Genomic DNA, 18,023 nt, shown 5'->3' on the forward strand with positions numbered 1-18,023 from the left:
TCGGTGCCGATAGCTTCAGCTATACGGTTACCGACCTGGACGGCGAAACCGATTCCGGTGTGGTCACGGTGACTATTGCGGATGCAGTACCCGTCATCGCCGACGGCGCGCTCACCACCAATCTCAATATGCCCTCTGCGCCGTTCTTGCCAACGATCACGTTGGGTAATGGCTCAGCGGCACAGCACACCATGGCGGTCACTAGCAACGGTGCGCATGGCAGTTGTGCTGTCTCGCCGGGCAACGGGACATCCGGTGTGATTTTTACCCCTGCTGCGGGTTATACGGGCAAGGACAGCTGTACGCTGAGCCTCGCCGATGGCGATGGGGACGTCGACACTTCAATCGTTCGCGTCACCGTCTACGGTGATACTGATGGCGATGGCGTTGACGACAACAGCGACAATTGCCTCGGCGCCGCCAACCCCGGCCAGCAGGATACCGACGCTGACGGCTTCGGTAACTGGTGCGATGCCGATTTCAATAACGATGGTCGGGTGAACTTTGCTGATCTGGCCGAGTTCCGCTTGAAGTTTGGCAGCACTGATGCCAATACCAATCTTGATAGCATCGGCGTGGTCAACTTCGCCGATCTTGCCCGCTTCAAGGTGCTGTTCGGCAAGCCGCCGGGGCCTTCTGCTCTGGTGCCCTGATCAACTGACAGTGCCGGATAGCCAGCCTTGTGTAGGGTTTTATCCGTGCTTATGTCGGCTATCCGGCACAGCAAACGCCTGATGGTATAGAAATGCTGCAATGGCGCAGTCAGATCTCCATCAGTGAAAAGAACAGGGGAATTTCTGGGTCATCGATCCGTCTGGTGCGGGCACGATCTGCACTGGCCACCAGGGATTTATCGTCTTTGCAGACGATGTGTTTCCACAACCTGTAGGGGAGTTACTGACCATGAAAAATCGCATTGAAAAAAATCTGCAGAGCATCCTTGCCGTCGCCGTTCTGAGTGGCCTGTCGATGTCGGCCAGCCATGCTGCTTCGGTGTATCTGACGCCGGCCAGTCAAAGCGCATCGCTGTCGAGCGGTTCCGCGACGCTTGAGCTGTATATGGACTTCTCGGGTGCCGGTGAGCAGACCGTTGGCGGTGGCATCGACCTGGATTTCCAGGGAGCAATTTCCATGGGCACGTTTACGCCCACCAGCTACTTCACGACGACAGCTGATCCCTTCTTCAGCGGTCACGGCACCGTGGATGCCGATAACGATTACGAGGTCCACTTCGGTAATTTTGCCGGGCTGAGCGGCGTCAACAAGCTGGGTGATCTGACAGTCAACCTGTTAGGCCTTGGAGTTGGCACGATCAGCATGGCCATCAACACGGCATATGGTGACTTCTACAGCACCAGCAGCCAGTTGCAGAATGTGAGCCTGTCCGGTGCCCAGATCAATGTCGTTCCGGTTCCGGCAGCGGTCTGGTTGTTCGGTTCGGCGCTGGGTCTGATGGGCGCAGCGCGTCGCCGTTCTGCGGTCTGAGCAGCCGGATAACGGAGAAAGACTCCACTGGGGACGGGGTCTTTCTCCGGTCTTATGTCAGGTGGCCGGCCTGTGACATGGTTAATGGTATAAAAGCTGCCTTGATGAGTGGGTTCGCAGCCACTTGAGACAGATTTTGTGGGGGAAGTGTCTGGTTATGAAAAACGTAAATCAGAATAGTCTGAAAGCCGCGCTTGCCGTCGCCGTGTTGGCCGGACTGTCGATGTCGGCCAGCGAAGCTGCTTCGGTGTATCTGACGCCGGCCAGTCAAAGCGCATCGCTGTCGAGTGGTTCCGTGACGCTTGAGCTGTATATGGACTTCTCGGGTGCCGGCGAGCAGACCGTTGGTGGTGGTGTCGACCTGGACTTCCAGGGCGGGATTTCCATGGGCACGTTTACGCCCACCAGCTATTTCACGACAACAGCTGATCCGTTCTTTACCGGTCACGGCACCGTGGATGCCGATAACGACTATGAAATCCACTTTGGCAATTTTGCCGGGCTGGGCGGGGTCAACAAGCTGGGTGATCTGACAGTCAACCTGTTGAGCCTTGGTGTTGGCACCATCAGCATGGCCATCAACTCGGCATATGGCAACTTCTACAGCACCAGCAGCCAGTTGCAGAGCGTGGCCTTGCCGGGTGCCCAGATCAATGTCGTTCCCGCTCCCGCCGGCATCTGGCTCCTCGTGACCGGCCTCGCCGGCCTCGTGACGCGGCGTTTCGTTCGCCGCTGATCGCGCGACTCGTGGTATATCTTGCCGGTGGTTTCCGCCGGCAAGACACCCGAGTACCAACCCGCCACCCTGATGGGGCTGGCCGCGCTGGTGATTTGCGCGGCCTTTCTCGTCCACAACATCAATGCGCTGTATATCGAGCCGAATTTTCTCGGCTTCAGGGATCCGCGCGTTGATTACGCAGATCTCGCCAAACTCAAGAATGCGCTGGGTTCGCTGCCCTGGCGGCTGTCGGGGTTCGGGCATCTGCTGAGCGGCTTCGCCTGCGTGGTGCTGGGGATGTCCGCCCGGCAACTGTTTCGCGATTCGAAGCGCACCGCGGTGCACCTGCTGCCAGGCGCCGGCATTGTTGCGGGTGCAGGGTTTTTGCTGACGGCTATCACGGACCAGGCCGGCAGCGCGGCGGTGAAGCTCCTGTCCGCCCGGAATCCGGAGCTTGCAGACGCGGCTTATCTGTCCTTGAGCATCGTGCGCATCATCTTCAACTGCCTCGCCCAGGTCGGGCTGGGCTGGTTTGCCTGGCAGCTGAGCTACTGCGGTCTCAGGACCGGCATGTTGCCGAAGGCTTTCTGCTGGTTCGGTTATCTGTCCGGTTTCACGGGCCTGATCATGGGCCTGACTTTCATCCCGATCTATCTGCAGACCGTGCTGATCTGGTCCGGCTGGCTGGCATTTCTCATGCTGCGGCGGGCGGCTTTGCCCGTTCAGGCGGCTTGATGGTCAGCGTATAGAGGCTGACGAGGCCCATCACCACCGCGCCGATGATCATGGGCGCATGATGGCCGAGCTGCGTGTAGATCTGCGTACCCACCAGCGGCCCGAGAATCGCTCCGAAGGTCGTGCCGGCGCCGAGAAATCCTGCCGCCGCACCCTGTTCCCAGGGCTGCAACTGCAGGCTGGCACTGCCATTTACGCCCGGGTTGGCGCAGGCAAATGCGAGGCCGAGCGTGGCGAAGCCGAACGCCATGACGATGGGGTTTGGTGCCGCCAGGATGATGAGCAGCGCGAGGACGAACAGCGGGCCCATGACCCGCAGCAGTACATGGGGCTTTATCTTGAAGAACTGGAATACACCCACCTGCATCACCACGATCATCGTCGCCATGCTGACCAGCATGGTGCTCGCCGTGCGCACCAGTTCCTTGGCGTCGTGAATGCCGAACTCGTCCTGCAGGTAGAAGCTGAGGATCAGTTGCAGCCCCATGAAGGTGATGAAGAAGCAGAACCAGATGATGATGAAGGGTCGCAGGCGCGGGTCGGACAGTTTGAGCGCAACGCGCGGCGTCGTGCTGATGTGGCGATTGGTTTCCGGCAGCATGATGTAGCTGAACGTGGCGCCGAAAAAGCCGATCAGTGCGGCGGTATACATCGGCACCAGTTCACCGAGCCAGGCCAGCGCTGCTGCGAGCACCGGACCGAGCACCGAGCCGAGTCCATTGGCACCGCCGATCACCGCCATGCCCTGGCCGCGGTGCTGCACGTCGGTGATATCCACCATGTAGGCAGTCGAAGCCGGGTAGATCGCCGAGGCCACAAGTCCGTAGCAGGCGCGCGCGCAGGCAAACAGTATCAGCAGGCTCATGCCGGTCATCACGCCACTGAGGCCGAGCTGCAGGATGATGGCAACGATCAGCGTACCGCTTGCGGCACCCAGCACGCCGGTGATGAATACCGGTTTGCGGCCGATCTTGTCACTGCGTTTTCCCCAGAATGGCGCGCCGAAGACCAGCGGCAGGTTGGCGAGTGTGAGCGCGATACCGAAACTCTGCGGATCCCAGCCGACCCGGCGCACCAGCGGCGCGATGATCACGAAGGTCAGCGATTGCCCGATGGCGAACAGCATCACGCCAAAGCCAAGCAGTAACCTGGCCTTCAGCGGGCCCGCCCCTGGTGTATCCGTCATGTATTCGTCCTGAATGTGCTTGAGTGTATTTAGGGCTGCGCTTTGGGCAGTGCGAAGGCCGTGATCTGGTCGCCCGCTTTCTGATAGACAAAGGCGTGGCCGCCGGAAGCGACGACCACGAATTGCCGGCCGTCGATCTCGTAACTCATGGGTACGGCAAATGCGCCGGTCGGCAGGGTGGCATTCCAGAGTTCCTTGCCGTTGCGGAGATCAAAGGCGCGCAGGCGATCGTCACCGGTGGCGCCGATGAAGACCAGGCCGCCGGCCGTCAGCATCGGACCGCCGAAAGTCGGCGTGCCCCACTTCAGCGGCAGCGGCAGCGAATACGGCGCAGCCATCGGCGGCGGCAGGGTGTGGTCCCAGACGCCGAGTGTGCCGCGCCAGAGAATCTCGCCCTGCTGCAGATCGACGGCCACCAGTTCGGCGTAGGGCGGTGCCGTACAGGGCACCTGGTTCAGAGGCGACAGCAGAGCCGACTGTTTTATGGCCCACGGCGTACCGAGTATCCGGGCGGGCGCACCCATCATGTTTTCCTGCATGCTCTTGCGGACTTCCTCGGCCTTCGCCGCAGGCAGCAGTTGCGCGAAGTGGGCGAGGCGCAACACGTTGGTGACGAGGATCTTCGATTGCGGATCGACTGCGACGCCACCCCAGTTCACGCCGCCGGCGCTGGACGGCACCATGATCGTGCCCTCGGCAGACGGCGGCGTGAAGATTTTTCCGTAACGGGTCTTGCCATAGGCCTTCACACAGGCATTGCGTTCCCAGGGCGTCATGCCCCAGAAATCCTCTGCCTTGAACTCGTGAGGCACGAGCGGTGGCGGTTTGACCGGAAAGGGCTGGGTGGGCGAGAGCACTTCGCCCGGCACGCCGCCCTGGGGTACGGGGCGCTCTTCGATCGGGAAGAACGGTTCGCCGGTTTCCCGGTTGAAGATGTACAGCATGCCGGTCTTGGTGGCCTGGATCACGGCCGGGAAGGGCTTGCCGTCCTTGCTGAGTTCGACCAGCGTCGGTTGAGCCGCGTTGTCGTAGTCCCAGACATCGTGATGCACGGTCTGGAAATACCAGGCGACCTGGCCGGTGGCGCCATGCAGCGCCACGATCGAATCGGCGTAGCGATTGTCGCCGGGCCGGGTACCGCCGTAGAAATCCGGCGAAGGACTGGAGGTGGGCATGAACACGAGATCGCGCTCAACGTCGGCGCTCATCAGCCCCCAGACGTTGCCGGCGCCAGTATCGCGCGCACCGGATTCGGTCCAGCCGCCATAGGCCGGATCCTCTGCGCTACGCGGCACCGGGTCGAAGCTCCAGCGCGGCGCACCGCTGCGCGCATCGAACGCGCGTACGGATCCATTCGGTGCATCGGCGCGATAGAAATCGCGCACCGAGGTGCCAAGTACGACCACATCATTGATGACCAGCGGCGGGCCGGAAAACTTCACTTCGCCGATGGCCGCCGGCGGGTGCGCGGCGAGGACTTCGGCTTCCAGTGCAACCGTGCCGCCATTGCCGAAGTCCGGACAGGGTTTGCCGCTGGGTGCATCCAGCGCGATGAGGCGCAGATCGTGCGTGGCAACGAAGATGCGCTGGCCGCAGAAAGCGGGCGGCGTTTCGCTGCGATCTGCCCAGTAAGCGACACCGCGACAGTTGGTGAAGCCGGGGCTCTTGAGCCCTTCCGGATCTTCGGGGGTGCCATAGCCGCCGACCCGTGTATGGGGTTCATGGGCCCAGCGTTCCTTGCCGGTGGCCGGATCGAGGGCGATCACCCGGCCAAACGGTGTGCAGATCATCAGGTGTCCGCCGGCTGCTGCAGGCAGCAGGATCGGATTGACCTGCACCTTGGCCCACTTGCTCTGCAGTTCGGGGCGACGGCTGAGTTCACCCGTACTGTATTGCCAGGCGACTTCCAGCTGACCGACGTTGGCCGTGTTGATCTGGTTGAGCGGCGAGTATTTCTGGCCACCGGCGTCGCCACCGTAGTACAGCCACTGCTCGGCTTGCCCGGCGCTTGCGACAGCCAGTAGCCCGATGACGGACAGCAGACGAAGGACAGAAATCATGGACCGATTCCGGATGGCAGTGTTGCGAACAACGATGGTAGCGGCCACGCGCCGTCGCGCCTAGTCGAAATGGGGGGCATTCCTTGCGTACTGCGCCACTGGTCGGACGCAAGGCGTATTGATGCCTTGAGTGCGACCAGTGATCCGGCAGGTTTCTGGAGCTGAATGAATCAGCTGTTTCCGGGCCGGCTCGCAGCGCTGGCGTATTCGCCATCGGCAGCGGGTACCTGGTAGCGGGTGGGCTTCGGCATACCGATCAGCCTGGCCGGCAGCGGCAGGGCACTGACCAGCGACATGATGATTGCCGCCAGATACGGCACCGTCTGCACCAGGAGTACCAGAATCCAGACCGACAGGTCCGGGCTGCCCATCAGATCGATGGTGCTGGCGCCCCAGGCGGCAAGCAGCAGGGCGATGGTTATCAGCCATTCTTCGCGCGCCGAGGACAAGGCCGCAAGTACGGCGTGCCGTTTGGCCTGCTTGGGTGTGCGGAAGAAGGGCTTGTCGCTGGTAATCAGTCCCGAGAGTATCGCCACGCCGACGGTATGCGACAGGCCGAGCCCGGCCAGTGCGGCGGCTGCAATCTGGCGCGGGCGGGCGCCCACGCAGCTGCGGTACAGGTCGATCAGTTTTGCTGCCTTGAAGGCGAACAGCGACAGGGGCAGTACCGAGAAGATCAGCAGCGGCGGATCGACCACGGTCGGCGCCAGGATCATGCCGATCGACCAGCCGAGTGCCGCAATGTTGAACAGCAGGTTCAGGCCATCCGCCATCCAGGGCAGCCAGCCGGCCAGGAAGTGATAGCGCTGACCAGCGGTGAGCGACCGGTCTTGCCAGCGAAACAGTACGCCGGCATGGCGGCGCAGGATCTGCATCGCGCCATAGGCCCAACGGAAACGCTGTTTGCGGAAGTCGTTGAAGGTGTCCGGCATCAGGCCACGGCCATAGGAGCGCGGGCTGTAGGTTGCGCTCCAGCCCTGCTCGAACAGGCGCAGGCCGAGTTCCGCGTCTTCGGTAATGCACCACTCGCTCCAGCCGCCCGCAGACTCGAGCGCCGTGCGACGTACCAGCGTCATTGTGCCGTGCTGGATGATGGCGTTGCGTTCATTGCGCGTGACCATGCCGATGTGGAAGAAACCCGCGTACTCGGCGTAGCAACTGGCCTTGAAAGCGTTCTCGGCGGCATCGCGGTAATCCTGCGGGGCCTGCGCGATGGCCAGTTTCGGGTCGGCGAAGGCAGGCAGCATGTCGCGCAGCCACTCCGGCCGCACCACATAGTCACTGTCGATGACGGCGATGACCTGCGCGGCCGGGTCGGTATTTTTCAGTGCGAAGTTGAGTGCTCCGGCCTTGAAGCCGGCCAGCGGAGACACATGAAAAAACCGGAAGCGTGGGCCGAGCGCAGCGCAGTGGGCTTCGACGGGTTTCCAGACTGCTTCGTCGCGGGTGTTGTTGTCGATGACCAGGACTTCGAAGTCCGTCCAGTCGAGGTTGGCCAGCGCGTCGAGGGTTTCGATGACCATCGCCGGCGGCTCGTTATGGCAGGGCACATGCACCGAGACTTTCGGCTGGTCATGTACGTCGCTGGAGGGATCATCGGCCGGTCGGGGCAGCTGTCGTCGGGCCGTAGCCCATTGTGCTTCGGCCCATTCATGCGCTTCGGCCAGCAGTACGGCGAGTACGCCGATAGTCCCGATGAACAGCACCACGCCGACCAGCACCGTCTTGACCGTCATGTACTGCTGTGAGTACTCGTAGAGTACCCAGACCAGGGTGGTCGCCGTTGCGTAGGCGACCACGGCCAGGAAGCTGCGCCCTGAATTGGCGAGCCTGCGCCCGTCGAGTGAAAAGACCGTCAGCATGAGCAAGGCCAGCGCCACCGCCACGGCAGCGAGCGTGCGCCATTCCGGGATGCGCACGATGGGTGCCTTGAAGGGAAACTTGGTGTCGCGGTCCACATTCCAGACGCCCCAGTAGGCGCCGACGGAGCCCTCGCTCTGCGCTTTCCAGGGCTGGTCGAAGGCTTCCATCAGGTAATAGACGTAGCCTTGCTGTTTTGCGCGGGCCAGAAAGCGGCGCAGGAACATCGCTTCATTGGCGTCGGAGGCGACAGCCGCTTCGCGTGTGCGGCCATTGCTCGGCCAGCCGACCTCGGCGAGGACGATCTTCTTGCCAGGGAAGGCTTTTTCGAGTTCCGCAACCTTGTCGTCGATATAGGCGATGGAATCTTCCGCCGATATGCCTTCCCAGTAGGGCAGCATGTGTACGGCAAGATAGTCGACGTGTTCGGCAAGTTCCGGGTGCCGCAGCCACACATGCCAGGGTTCAGCGGTGCTGACCGGTTGTTTCACCGCTGTGCGCACGCGGTCCAGGTAGGCGGTGAGCGCCGAGAGCGGAAGGTCGCCACGCAGAATGACCTCGTTGCCGACGATCAGGCGGATGATGTTGTCGTGACGGCGGGCGAGCCGGATCGCCCGCTCGATCTCGGTCGCATTGTGCGCAAAGCGCGCGTCGATCCAGGCACCCAGCGCAACCTTGATCTGGTGCTTCTGTGCAAGCGCAGGTACTTCGCCGATCGTGCCGTCAGTCGTATAGGTGCGGATGGACCGTGTACGGTCCTTGAGCAGTACCAGGTCGTCTTCGATCTGTTTGACGCTGGGAAAGTCGCCGGCTACCGCGTCCTGGTCGGCGTGGTAGGGGGAAAAGGCGAAGCCCTGGATACGTGTCGGCCACTCCGGTTCGGGCACCGGCTGGTTGGCCAGCCCCCACAGGGTCACGGTTACAGCGCCAAAGACGGCCGCAATCAGCAGGGCTGGAATTCGCATGGGTGTGTTTCTGTCCGCTACCGGAGTCGGAAGCTATCGGGTTTTGCCGACGCGGATTCTACTCCGTGGACGGGCGCCACGGTACTGGCCAGGTGCATGACTGCTACCGCACGGGCACAATCGGTTTTTCCCGGATTCCCGAGGTGGCTTCGCATGAACGTGGTGATTACCGGCAGTACCAAGGGTATCGGCCTGGGACTGGCCAGGGAGTTCCTGAAACTGGGTCACGACGTCGTGGTTTCCAGTCGCGGCTCCGCAGCAGTCGAAAAGGCATTGGCCGGTTTGCGGGCGGAGTTTTCGGGCCGGAAACTGGTCGGCAAGGTCTGTGATGTTGCCGACTACGCCCAGGTCAAGGGACTCTGGGATGCGGCGGTCGCCGGCCTGGGCAGCGTGGATATCTGGGTCAACAACGCCGGCCGGGACGGCATCAAGGTGCCGTTCTTCATGTTGCCGCCGGACGACTACGTCAAGACCATCAACACCAATGTCATCGGACTGATGAACTGCAACCGGGTGGCGATTCCCGCCATGTACCAGCAGGGCAGCGGCACGATCTGGAATATGGAGGGCTTTGGCAGCAATGGTTCGGTGCGGCCGACGCTTTCGGTATACGGGACATCCAAGTATGCGGTTGCCTACCTCACCAAGGCACTGGTGAAGGAGCTCGGCAAGTCGCCGGTCAGCGTTGGCTATCTGAGTCCCGGTATCGTCGTGACCGACCTTCTGGTACCGCCGCCCGAGCGACGCAACAAGGACTGGGAGCGGTCGAAGAAGATCCTCAATATCCTCGCTGACACGGTTGAGACCGTCACGCCATATCTGGTTGCCGGGATGCTTGCCAAGCACGGCAAGAATGGCGCGGCGGTCCGCTGGCTGAGTAACGGCAAAGTGCGCCGGCGCTTCTTCATGAGCATCTTTCGCCGGCGCGATGTCTTCGGCCCGCTTGGTCTCTAGCCGCGCGGTTACGCTCAGTCAGGCGTAAAACGAACGCGGATCTCGCTGCGGCGGCGGGCGCTGAAGCGTGCTACCGCTGCCGCTGCCGCTTGCCCCTGCGACCCACGCACGCCAGCCCGGCCAGACCGGCGAGCAGTGAGGGGAAAGTGGCCGGCAAGGGCACCGTTGCCGCCTGCACGGTCCACGCACCACCATTCGGCGGGTCGTTGTAGCCGTCGAATACCAGCTGCAGCTCATCCGCCCCGTCGTTCCAGCTCCAGTTGAAGGTGAAAGTGCTGGTATACGCCTGGGCCGGCGCTCCTCCGGAGACCGGCAGGTAGGTCACGTCAAGACCAACAGAGCTGCCAACAGCAAGGGCGCTACCGGCTGCGAAGTCCAGCACGCTCAAGTCGGGGAACGAGAAGGTGTAGTAGTCGGGTGGTCGGGGATTCGCGAAACCGATTGAGGCCGTCGCCAGGTCCACGGCGAAAGGTTCATCGCCCACGTTCGCGAAGTTCAGCGTCAGGGTAACCGGATCGTTGGGACCGACGATCTGGTTGTTGTTGGAGATCGTGCCCGACAGGATGACCGATGCCCCGGCTGGCAGGGCTCCTCCGAGACAGGCAGCGGCCAGCAGCAACACAAGGTTCTTCTTGAGTGATCGCCCACACATATTGACCTTCTTGTTCCTCGACCAGGAAAGACGGCATTAGATTATTCCTGGCCACGAAAACGGACAAGAGATGTTATGTATAGCGAGCCTGCCTGGCCGCGCGGTTACGCTCAGTCAGGCGTAAAACGAACGCGGATCTCGCTGCGTACTTTCTGGTCCGAGCCGGCCGGCGGTTCAACCGGTGCGAAGCGCCAGCGGCGTACCGCGGAGAGCGCGGCATCTTCAAACAGGCCCGCCGGCTCGGCAGCCGTGACCTGCAGTTCGGTGGTACGACCTGCCTCGTCGACGCCAAAGCGCACATCCACCCATCCGGCGATACGTACGCCCTGCCGGTTACGCGGGTAGTCGGGTTCGACGTAATGGCGCAGTTTCAGACTGGAGAAGGGCACCACATCCCTGTTCGTGTCTGCGGCAGGCGTCGCGCCCAGGGCAATCGCTGGTGCGGCCGGCAGGGGCAGGGCAGGCGCGACCGGTCGGGGCGCGATCAAGGGCGTCGGCGGTGCAACCGGTCTGGGCGGTCCGACGATGGCGCGCGGCAGATCCGGCTTTGTACTGACCGCCGCCCCTGTGGTTGCAGCAGGCTCTGGTTCTGCGCGGACCGCGGCTGGTGCGGGACCAGGGGGCACGGCTTGCGGCCGGGGAGACGAGGCCGCATCTGGCCGCGCGACTGGAACCGAAAGCGGTGCTGTCGTCGGTGCCGTTGGCGTGTCTGCTGTCAATGAAGGTGGCGCGACTGAGGTTACAGGCGCGCTTTCTTCGCCGCGGATGATGAGCCCGCCAGTGCCGGGCCCGGTTGCTGAAACAGTTGGCGCAGCGCTGGCGGGCACTTCGGGTGCGCGCAACCACCACCAGCCGATCGCAATGCTGATGACAACGATGCCCGCGACGCCAGCCGCCAGCACCGGTCGCCGCAGGCTTCGATTTTCTGCCTGGTGTGCAATCGGCAGGGCCGGTACAGAGGCAGTCGCCTCGACTTCCGCCTGTCCGGGGTATTGGCTGCGCAACTCGTTGAGGAAGGTCTCGACATCCGGCTGGCGTTCCGCTCGCCGGAATGCGAGCGCCCGGTCGAGCGCACGCCACTGCCCGGGTGACAGGTTCGGAATCCGTACCGGACGTTGCCCGGCCGCTTCCGCCTGCAGGGCGGTACGGCCACCGAAGGCTGGCTCACCGGCGAGCAACTGGTAGCCGGTGCAAGCGGCGGAAAACAGGTCATCAGCTGCCGCGGGCGTCTCTCCCTCCAGTACCTCGCAGCTGGCATAGGCAGGCGTGGGCGTGGTGCCGTGATCGATCAGCCGGACATGTCCCTCGGCGGTGACGAGTATTTTTGCCGGCTGTATGTCGCCATGTGCGGAACCGTTGCGGTGCGTGTGGTCCAGGCTGCGGCAGACGCCTTCGATGATCTGCAGCGCCTGCAGGCGCAGCATGGGACGATGGTTGCGGGTGTCGAGAATTTGCGCGAGCGAGGCGCATTCAGCCGGTTCGGAACCGGCTGAGTGTGGCGTCCCCGACCCACGCAGCTGCGGATCTGCGACCGGAGCGTCGGGAGCAAGGCTGGATGCCCACTGCCGGGCAGATGCATGGTCTGGTGACATGAACCGCTGGTGCCTCGCAGGCGCTGCGCGCCCTGACTGCCGGTACGGGGCCAGATGAGGCAAATCTAGCAACCGCAGGGCGAACTCGCCTCGCAACGCGTCACGTTTCAGTGGCTGCAGCGCTATTGCCCTCGCCCGTATTAGGTTTAAATGCAGACTGATTCAACCGGGGAGTGCTGCGATGACTTCTGAGCTGGTCAATGGTCTGTTCGTCAATCGTCGTTCCGCCATGGCCGCACTTGCCGCCACGGGTGCCGGCCTCATGACGATTGGCAAGCCCGCGCGGGCCGCCACCGGCAAGCCGCTCGACTTCAACAATCCCTACGACAACCTGTATGCCTTCGGCAAGATCTGGGGCGGTTACGACGAACCGGTCCTCAGCGGCTTTCATGGCCTGATGTATGCGCGCATCGGCGCGAAGCGGGCCATGCCGCTGTTCGGTTACACCGGTACCGGCGTCATGCAGTCAAAGATCGACAGTGACGGCAACTGCTGGATCCGTGGCAAGGAGACCGGCTATTTCACCGATCTCGCCACCGGCGACATCCTCGATACCTGGAAGAATCCCTTCACCGGCGAAACAGTCAAGGTCTTCAATTTCTACAACCCGACCATGGGCGGCAAGCTCACCGCCGAGATGCCGCGCTTTGCAATGGGCGCTGCCAAGGATGATGCAACACTGATGAATGAAGGTACGCAACGGAACATGGGCGGCAAGGTGCCCTTCGTCCTGCCCTTCGAGACCTACGGCGACGATCTCATGCTTGCCTGGGATTACGCGCACGAGTACACGAACCCGGTAAATGCCGAAGGATGGCCGAAGGCCTGCACGGGGCCGCGCATCAGTCCGTCGGAACATTTCACCTTCAGCATGTCGTTGAGCGAGATGCAGGATCGCAGTGCACCCTCGAGCCGCTTCATCGCGGGCTTCTCGCGGCTCTCGCAGTGGTGGCCGTGGATGCGCATGGGTGGTCACGAGCTGGCCGAATCCGGCGTGCTGTTCGGCCGGATGTTCAGTCACAAGGGTCTCAAGGGCCCGGGTGATATTCCGCCAAAGGTGCTGGCCAATATCGAGAAGAATGCGCCCGAATATCTGCAGCCACCGGATCACTGGCCGCAGGTCATGCCGCGCGGTACCTGGGAAGCCTACGCTGCCGAAGTACCGCCGGAAAATCCGGCCTACAAGCCCGCACGCTGAGTCCAATCCCCGGCAGGAGCGCCTGCAGGCCTCCTGCGGCGTGGCCAGAAACGGCGCAGCTAGAAGCGGTGCAGCAGTGTGAGGCCGGCATTTCTGCCGCGTCTCGGGACGACGTGAAAAGCCGTGGTCACGTTCGGAAACCGGTCAAAATTCGGAAACTGCGTGGCCAGCAGCGGCGTGTCATCGTCGGTCAGGTTGTCTATATAGATGGTGGCCGTCCATTGGTCTGATTCGATGCCGAAGCGGGTGTTCACCAGGTTCAATGCGCCGACGTAGACCACGTTATCGGCTTCCAGCCAGGTCTTCGAGTTGTACACATAGTCGCCGCGCAGGAACCAGCTGGCACCGCCATCGCCGAAAGGCCGTGTATAGGTGGCAGAAGTCGTGACCGTGTGTTTGGGTACACGTGGTGCTTCCTTGCCTGCCGCATCGACGACGACCTCGCTGACCTGGTCGATCACCGACTTGTAGTCCTTCAGTTTCGTTGCCGCGAGGCCATAGTTCAGGGCCAGACGCAGGTTGTCGGTCGCGGCCAGCGCCAGCTCCACTTCGCTGCCCATCACTTCGGACTTGCCGACGTTGCGGATGACGTTGTTGGGTACCTGTGAGGTGTTGCCCGTGTCCGCGCAGACCCACTGGATATTGCGCACTTCATTGATCGCCTGGTTTTTCCAGTCGATATAGAACAGCGATACGTTGGCCGTCAGCCGGCGGTCGAGCCACTGGGTTTTCGCGCCCAGTTCGTAAGTCCAGGAGTTTTCTTCCTTGATGATCGCATCGCCATTTTCGATGGCCTCGGTCGTGCTGCCGGCCCCGGTGGCGATCACCGCCGCATCGAAGTAGCCATAGAAATAGCCGCCGGGCTTGTTGCCTTTGGCGACCAGTCCATAGAGGTTGAGGTCCTCGGTGGGCTTCCAGGTCAGCGTTGCCCGCGGCGTAAAGCTGTAATAGTTGGTCGATGCGCGGATGCCGTTTGCGGCGTACTGTACCGGCGAGTCCTTGGCGTAGCGGCCTTCAACGGCGAGAGTGACGTTGCCAGGCATGTCGTATTCCACGCCGCCAAAGACCGCCTTGTTCTCCTTGTCGGCATTCAGCGTCCATGAGCGCTGACCGTTGATTTCCGGCAGACCGTATTCAACGCGGTTGCAAAAGCCGGTGAACTCGCGCTGGAAAGAGTTGTTGTCGGCACGGAAATAATAGGCGCCGGCTGTGGTGCGCACGGGTTTGTCCTGCGGCGAGGTTGCGCGGACTTCGTAGGAGTGGTCACTCCAGCGTTGCAGTTCGCCGGTCTCGAATACGCCGGCGTACAGCGGTCCCCAGTAGGGCGAGCGGTCGAGGTCCTTGAAACTTTCGAGGCTCTGATGGTTCAGCGTGGCCCGCGCCGATACTTCCCACTCGTTGATCGTATAGATGCCTTCCGCGAGGTAGCGGCGGGTTTCGCTGCGGGTACCGATGAAAGATGCGGGTCGCGCCGTGCTGGGGACGAACTCGCCATCTTCCGTGGTGCCGAACAGCGACGAGGTGGCACCTTCGCGCAGATCAGCGATGTTCATGACGACACGCAGTCCGTCTGCCTTGATCTCGCAGGCCGGCCCGCCGGGCACGTAGCAGGCGAGGGCGGGCTGAAACAGCGATGCAAAGTGCTGATCGTCGGTCTCGGTGTACTCGGCCTTGAAGTTCAGCTTCAGCGCGTTGCTGACGTTCCAGGTCAGTTTGCCGGTGACATTCCAGGTGCTCTCGCCACCGAGCGGCGTGTAGTCGTCCATCTGCGTTGAGGGCGGTTGATCTTCCGGCCAGGCGAGCGTGTAGCGCGGTGAGCCGTCCGGCAGCCGGCTCAGCGGCAGGCAGCCGTCGGCAAGTGTCTCGCCCGGTCCGCAGGGATTCGACGGGTTCATGGAGTTCTGCCACTGGCCGTCTACCGACTCCCAGCTCGCCGAGGTGAAGAACAGCAGCTTGTCCTCGATCAGCGGTCCGCTGAGCCATGCGGAGGTCTTGTAGTCGCTGTCTTCGCCGCCCTTCAGGTAGACCTGACCCTCGATCTCGTTGGTGGGTTCCCGGGTGACGTAGTTGACGGCACCGGAAAAAGCCGCACGGCCGAACAGCGCGGCCTGCGGCCCGCGCAGAACCTCGATGCGCTCGACGTTGTCGGCGGTCAGACTGCTGGAAGTGCCGCTGATATAGACGCCATCCACATAGAAGGCCACGTTGCCTTCCGAGCCGAAGTTGTTCAGCGGCGAAAACTGGCCGCGGATGCTCGGTGCGTCGAGGCGCCGGCCGACCACGTTGCGGGTGAAGCTGAAGTTGGGGGTGAAGGTTGCAACATCGTAGACAGACTGGATGTTGCGGTCTTTCAGCGCATCGGCGTCGAAAGCGGTGATCGACAACGGTACTTCCTGCAGGCGCTCTTCGCGTTTTCGAGCGGTGACGATGACCTCGCTGATTTCCTCGTCAGCAGATGCCGGCAGTGGTATCGAAACGGACAGCGATATCAGGACGCACGCGGAGATGCCGCCGGCACGGCGCAGAAAGTCCATGCTCATTTATCAGTCCCCCTGAGAGCACAGTTTCAGCCAGTCTTGACGGCAAGTACACCCGCATTCTCGCGACCGTCCATTTGACCGAAACCGCCAAAGTCGGGTCGCGGAATAAAGGCCGCCTCGACCACCTCGAGGCCGGCTTCCGTGCAGGTTCTGGCCAGCAACTCCGGATCCAGCACATTCATGAATGGCGGCTTCTCGGTCGGCTTGGGCGGCGGGTCGGCGGCGAGGTAGTTGTGCAGCCCGACCATCATCCCCGGCCAGCGCATGCCGGCGGCCTTGCCCGCTTCGAATTCGGGAATCTTCTTCCGCCAGATCCCGTAAGGCGTGTCAGCAACGAGATACAGGCGGCCGCCGGGGGCGAGCCATTGCGCCATCTTGCGCACGGAGGTCTCGATGTCCTCACCGCTCAGAAAATGCAGGACTCTCGAGCAGAGAATTGCGCCATACCGGCCAGCCGGAAACTCGGCCTGCGGCAGTGTTGCGACGACCAGTTCGAGATTCCCGAGCAGATGCCGGGGCACCTTGTCCTTGAGGATTTCGAGATGCCGCGGTTCCATGTCGGAGGCGGTGACCCGCGCACCGGCTTCCAGTGCCGGAATGCTGGCGACGCCATAGGCGCAGCCGAGTTCCAGCACGGGCAGGGTGGTCTGGCCCGCAAAACTGATGAAATCGTTGGTGAAGGAGTCCCGGACCTCGAACATGAAGCCTGTGTCGTTCAGCGTCGGGATCATCCCGGGGCGATTCCAGCCCGGTGGCGGGACGGGTTGACTGGGCATTGTTCTGCACCTCCTCTGACTGATCGTAGCTCCGGATATACCGCTTGGCTAACTGCCACGCGGACCGCCCATCACGTGGTTTCGGGGAACTCCGGATGCCCCACTATACTGAGGACTCTCCCGGACATTCAGCAGGAAGACAGCATGGCGGACAGCAAACAGGCCGGCGCAGCGCCGACCGGTGACACGCAGGCCGGCCCGGAATTCATCGGTGTCGCGCTCCAGGTTTCAGTCAAGGGGGTCAATCGTTGCACGGATCGGCCGTCGTCGCGCGCAAAGATCGACGAGAATATCCGGCGCATCGGTGAATTCACGACCACCGCTGCCCACTTCCTGCGCTTTTTTTATGGTCTGCCGGTCAGGCTGGTGGCCCTGCCGGAATACACGCTTACCGGCTTTCCGATGCGCGAGTCGGTGCAGGAATGGCGTGACCGCGCCTGCCTGGAACAGAACGGGCCCGAATACGAGGCGCTCGGCAAGGTGGCACAGGCGAATAACCTGTTCCTGTCGGGCAATGTCTACGAAATCGATCCGCATTTTCCGGAACTCTACTTCCAGACCTGTTTCATCATCGGTCCGAACGGCGATGTGATCCTGCGTTACCGGCGTCTCACGTCCTGCTTCGAGCCGACTCCGCACGATGTGTGGGACAAGTATCTGGATATCTACGGGGAGGAGGGCGTGTTTCCGGTGGCAAAGACCGAGATCGGCAACCTCGGCACCATCGCCTCGGAGGAGATTCTCTATCCGGAGATCACGCGCTGCGTGGCGTTGCGCGGTGCCGAGGTGATCCTGCATCCGACCAGTGAACCAGGCAGCGCAGAGCTGACCATCAAGGAGGTTTGCCGGCGTGCGCGCGCCATCGAGAACCAGGTCTTCGTCGTTTCGGCAAATACCGCGACCATCGACGACACGCCGATCCCGGCCTACACCTGCAGCGCCATGTCGAAAATCGTCGACTACAACGGCCATGTGCTGGCCGAAGCCGCGCAGGGTGGCGAAGCCTTCAATTCAAATGCCGTCATCGATATCGGCGCGTTGCGCCGCACCCGGCGTCGCACCGCGATGTCCAACGTGATGTCGCGCCAGCCCTTTGATATATATGCCAGCACCTACGCCAAAGCGCGCTACCACGAGGGGAATTTCCTGCTTCAGGACGGCAAGGTCGTGGAGCCACCGAGTCGTGACGCTTTCCGTCGCCGGCAGGAAGCCAATATCGAGCGGCTGGTCAAGTCGGGATTGCTGTAACAGACACGGCTTCGATACCTTATGATCCGTGGCTCGGGACCGTAGCGGGAGTGC

13 protein-coding genes and 1 pseudogene are annotated in these 18,023 nt (G+C 62.3%); 7 read left to right on the plus strand and 7 right to left on the minus strand.

Translation table 11 applies throughout. The features are described from left to right. The 4 genes and pseudogenes from H6979_09760 to H6979_09775 form a co-directional block, all read left to right on the plus strand. Positions 1-653, plus strand: a 653-nt coding sequence (locus H6979_09760; protein ID MCP5140130.1) for a hypothetical protein, incomplete at its 5' end; no start/stop codon positions are given. A gap of 739 nt (positions 654-1,392) precedes the next feature. Further along, positions 1,393-1,485: pseudogene (locus H6979_09765) on the plus strand (VPLPA-CTERM sorting domain-containing protein). Between the two features lie 157 nt (positions 1,486-1,642). Further along, positions 1,643-2,221, plus strand: a complete 579-nt coding sequence (locus H6979_09770; protein MCP5140131.1) for a hypothetical protein — start codon at positions 1,643-1,645, stop codon at positions 2,219-2,221. Between the two features lie 21 nt (positions 2,222-2,242). Continuing rightward, positions 2,243-2,938, plus strand: a complete 696-nt coding sequence (locus H6979_09775) for a hypothetical protein (protein MCP5140132.1) — start codon at positions 2,243-2,245, stop codon at positions 2,936-2,938. On the opposite strand, the gene H6979_09780 is transcribed toward H6979_09775, so the two are convergent. The 3 genes from H6979_09780 to H6979_09790 all read right to left on the minus strand — a co-directional run bounded on the left by H6979_09780 (position 2,898) and on the right by H6979_09790 (position 9,009). Then, positions 2,898-4,124 carry an MFS transporter gene (locus H6979_09780; protein ID MCP5140133.1) on the minus strand — a complete coding sequence of 409 codons (1,227 nt, stop codon included), beginning with the start codon at positions 4,122-4,124 and terminating at the stop codon, positions 2,898-2,900. The two genes, H6979_09775 and H6979_09780, sit on opposite strands and share 41 nt — an antisense overlap. Positions 4,125-4,153: 29 nt before the next feature. After that, positions 4,154-6,184, minus strand: coding sequence for a pyrroloquinoline quinone-dependent dehydrogenase (locus tag H6979_09785; protein MCP5140134.1), 2,031 nt, complete (start codon positions 6,182-6,184; stop codon positions 4,154-4,156). Between the two features lie 170 nt (positions 6,185-6,354). Beyond that, on the minus strand, positions 6,355-9,009 hold the full coding sequence (locus H6979_09790; GenBank protein MCP5140135.1) for a glycosyltransferase: 2,655 nt from the start codon (positions 9,007-9,009) through the stop codon (positions 6,355-6,357). 153 nt (positions 9,010-9,162) lie between these two features. On the opposite strand from H6979_09790, the gene H6979_09795 reads away from it, so the two are divergent. Next, the gene (locus tag H6979_09795; protein MCP5140136.1) at positions 9,163-9,963 is read left to right on the plus strand and encodes an SDR family oxidoreductase; all 801 of its coding nucleotides are present in this window, start codon (positions 9,163-9,165) and stop codon (positions 9,961-9,963) included. Positions 9,964-10,033: 70 nt separating this feature from the next. On the opposite strand, the gene H6979_09800 is transcribed toward H6979_09795, so the two are convergent. After that, positions 10,034-10,615 (minus strand): hypothetical protein, encoded by a 582-nt coding sequence (locus H6979_09800; protein ID MCP5140137.1) that lies wholly within the window; start codon positions 10,613-10,615, stop codon positions 10,034-10,036. A gap of 110 nt (positions 10,616-10,725) precedes the next feature. Then, a complete protein-coding gene (locus tag H6979_09805) occupies positions 10,726-12,207 on the minus strand; it encodes a TonB family protein (protein ID MCP5140138.1) in 1,482 nt (493 codons plus the stop codon). Positions 12,208-12,388: 181 nt separating this feature from the next. Here H6979_09805 and H6979_09810 point away from each other — a divergent pair, with 181 nt between their 5' ends. Further along, positions 12,389-13,405, plus strand: a complete 1,017-nt coding sequence (locus H6979_09810; protein MCP5140139.1) for a DUF1838 family protein — start codon at positions 12,389-12,391, stop codon at positions 13,403-13,405. A 59-nt stretch (positions 13,406-13,464) separates the two neighbouring features. Here the strand turns inward: H6979_09810 and H6979_09815 are convergent, their stop codons facing one another. Continuing rightward, positions 13,465-15,945: a TonB-dependent receptor gene (locus tag H6979_09815; protein MCP5140140.1), complete on the minus strand. Its 2,481-nt coding sequence runs from the start codon at positions 15,943-15,945 to the stop codon at positions 13,465-13,467. Positions 15,946-15,971: 26 nt separating this feature from the next. Then, positions 15,972-16,721 (minus strand): class I SAM-dependent methyltransferase, encoded by a 750-nt coding sequence (locus H6979_09820; GenBank protein MCP5140141.1) that lies wholly within the window; start codon positions 16,719-16,721, stop codon positions 15,972-15,974. A gap of 144 nt (positions 16,722-16,865) precedes the next feature. On the opposite strand from H6979_09820, the gene H6979_09825 reads away from it, so the two are divergent. After that, a complete protein-coding gene (locus H6979_09825; GenBank protein MCP5140142.1) occupies positions 16,866-17,969 on the plus strand; it encodes a nitrilase in 1,104 nt (367 codons plus the stop codon). The last annotated feature ends 54 nt before the right edge of the window (positions 17,970-18,023 follow it).

It is taken from the genome of Chromatiales bacterium, assembly GCA_024234935.1.
Classification (GTDB): Bacteria; Pseudomonadota; Gammaproteobacteria; order Steroidobacterales.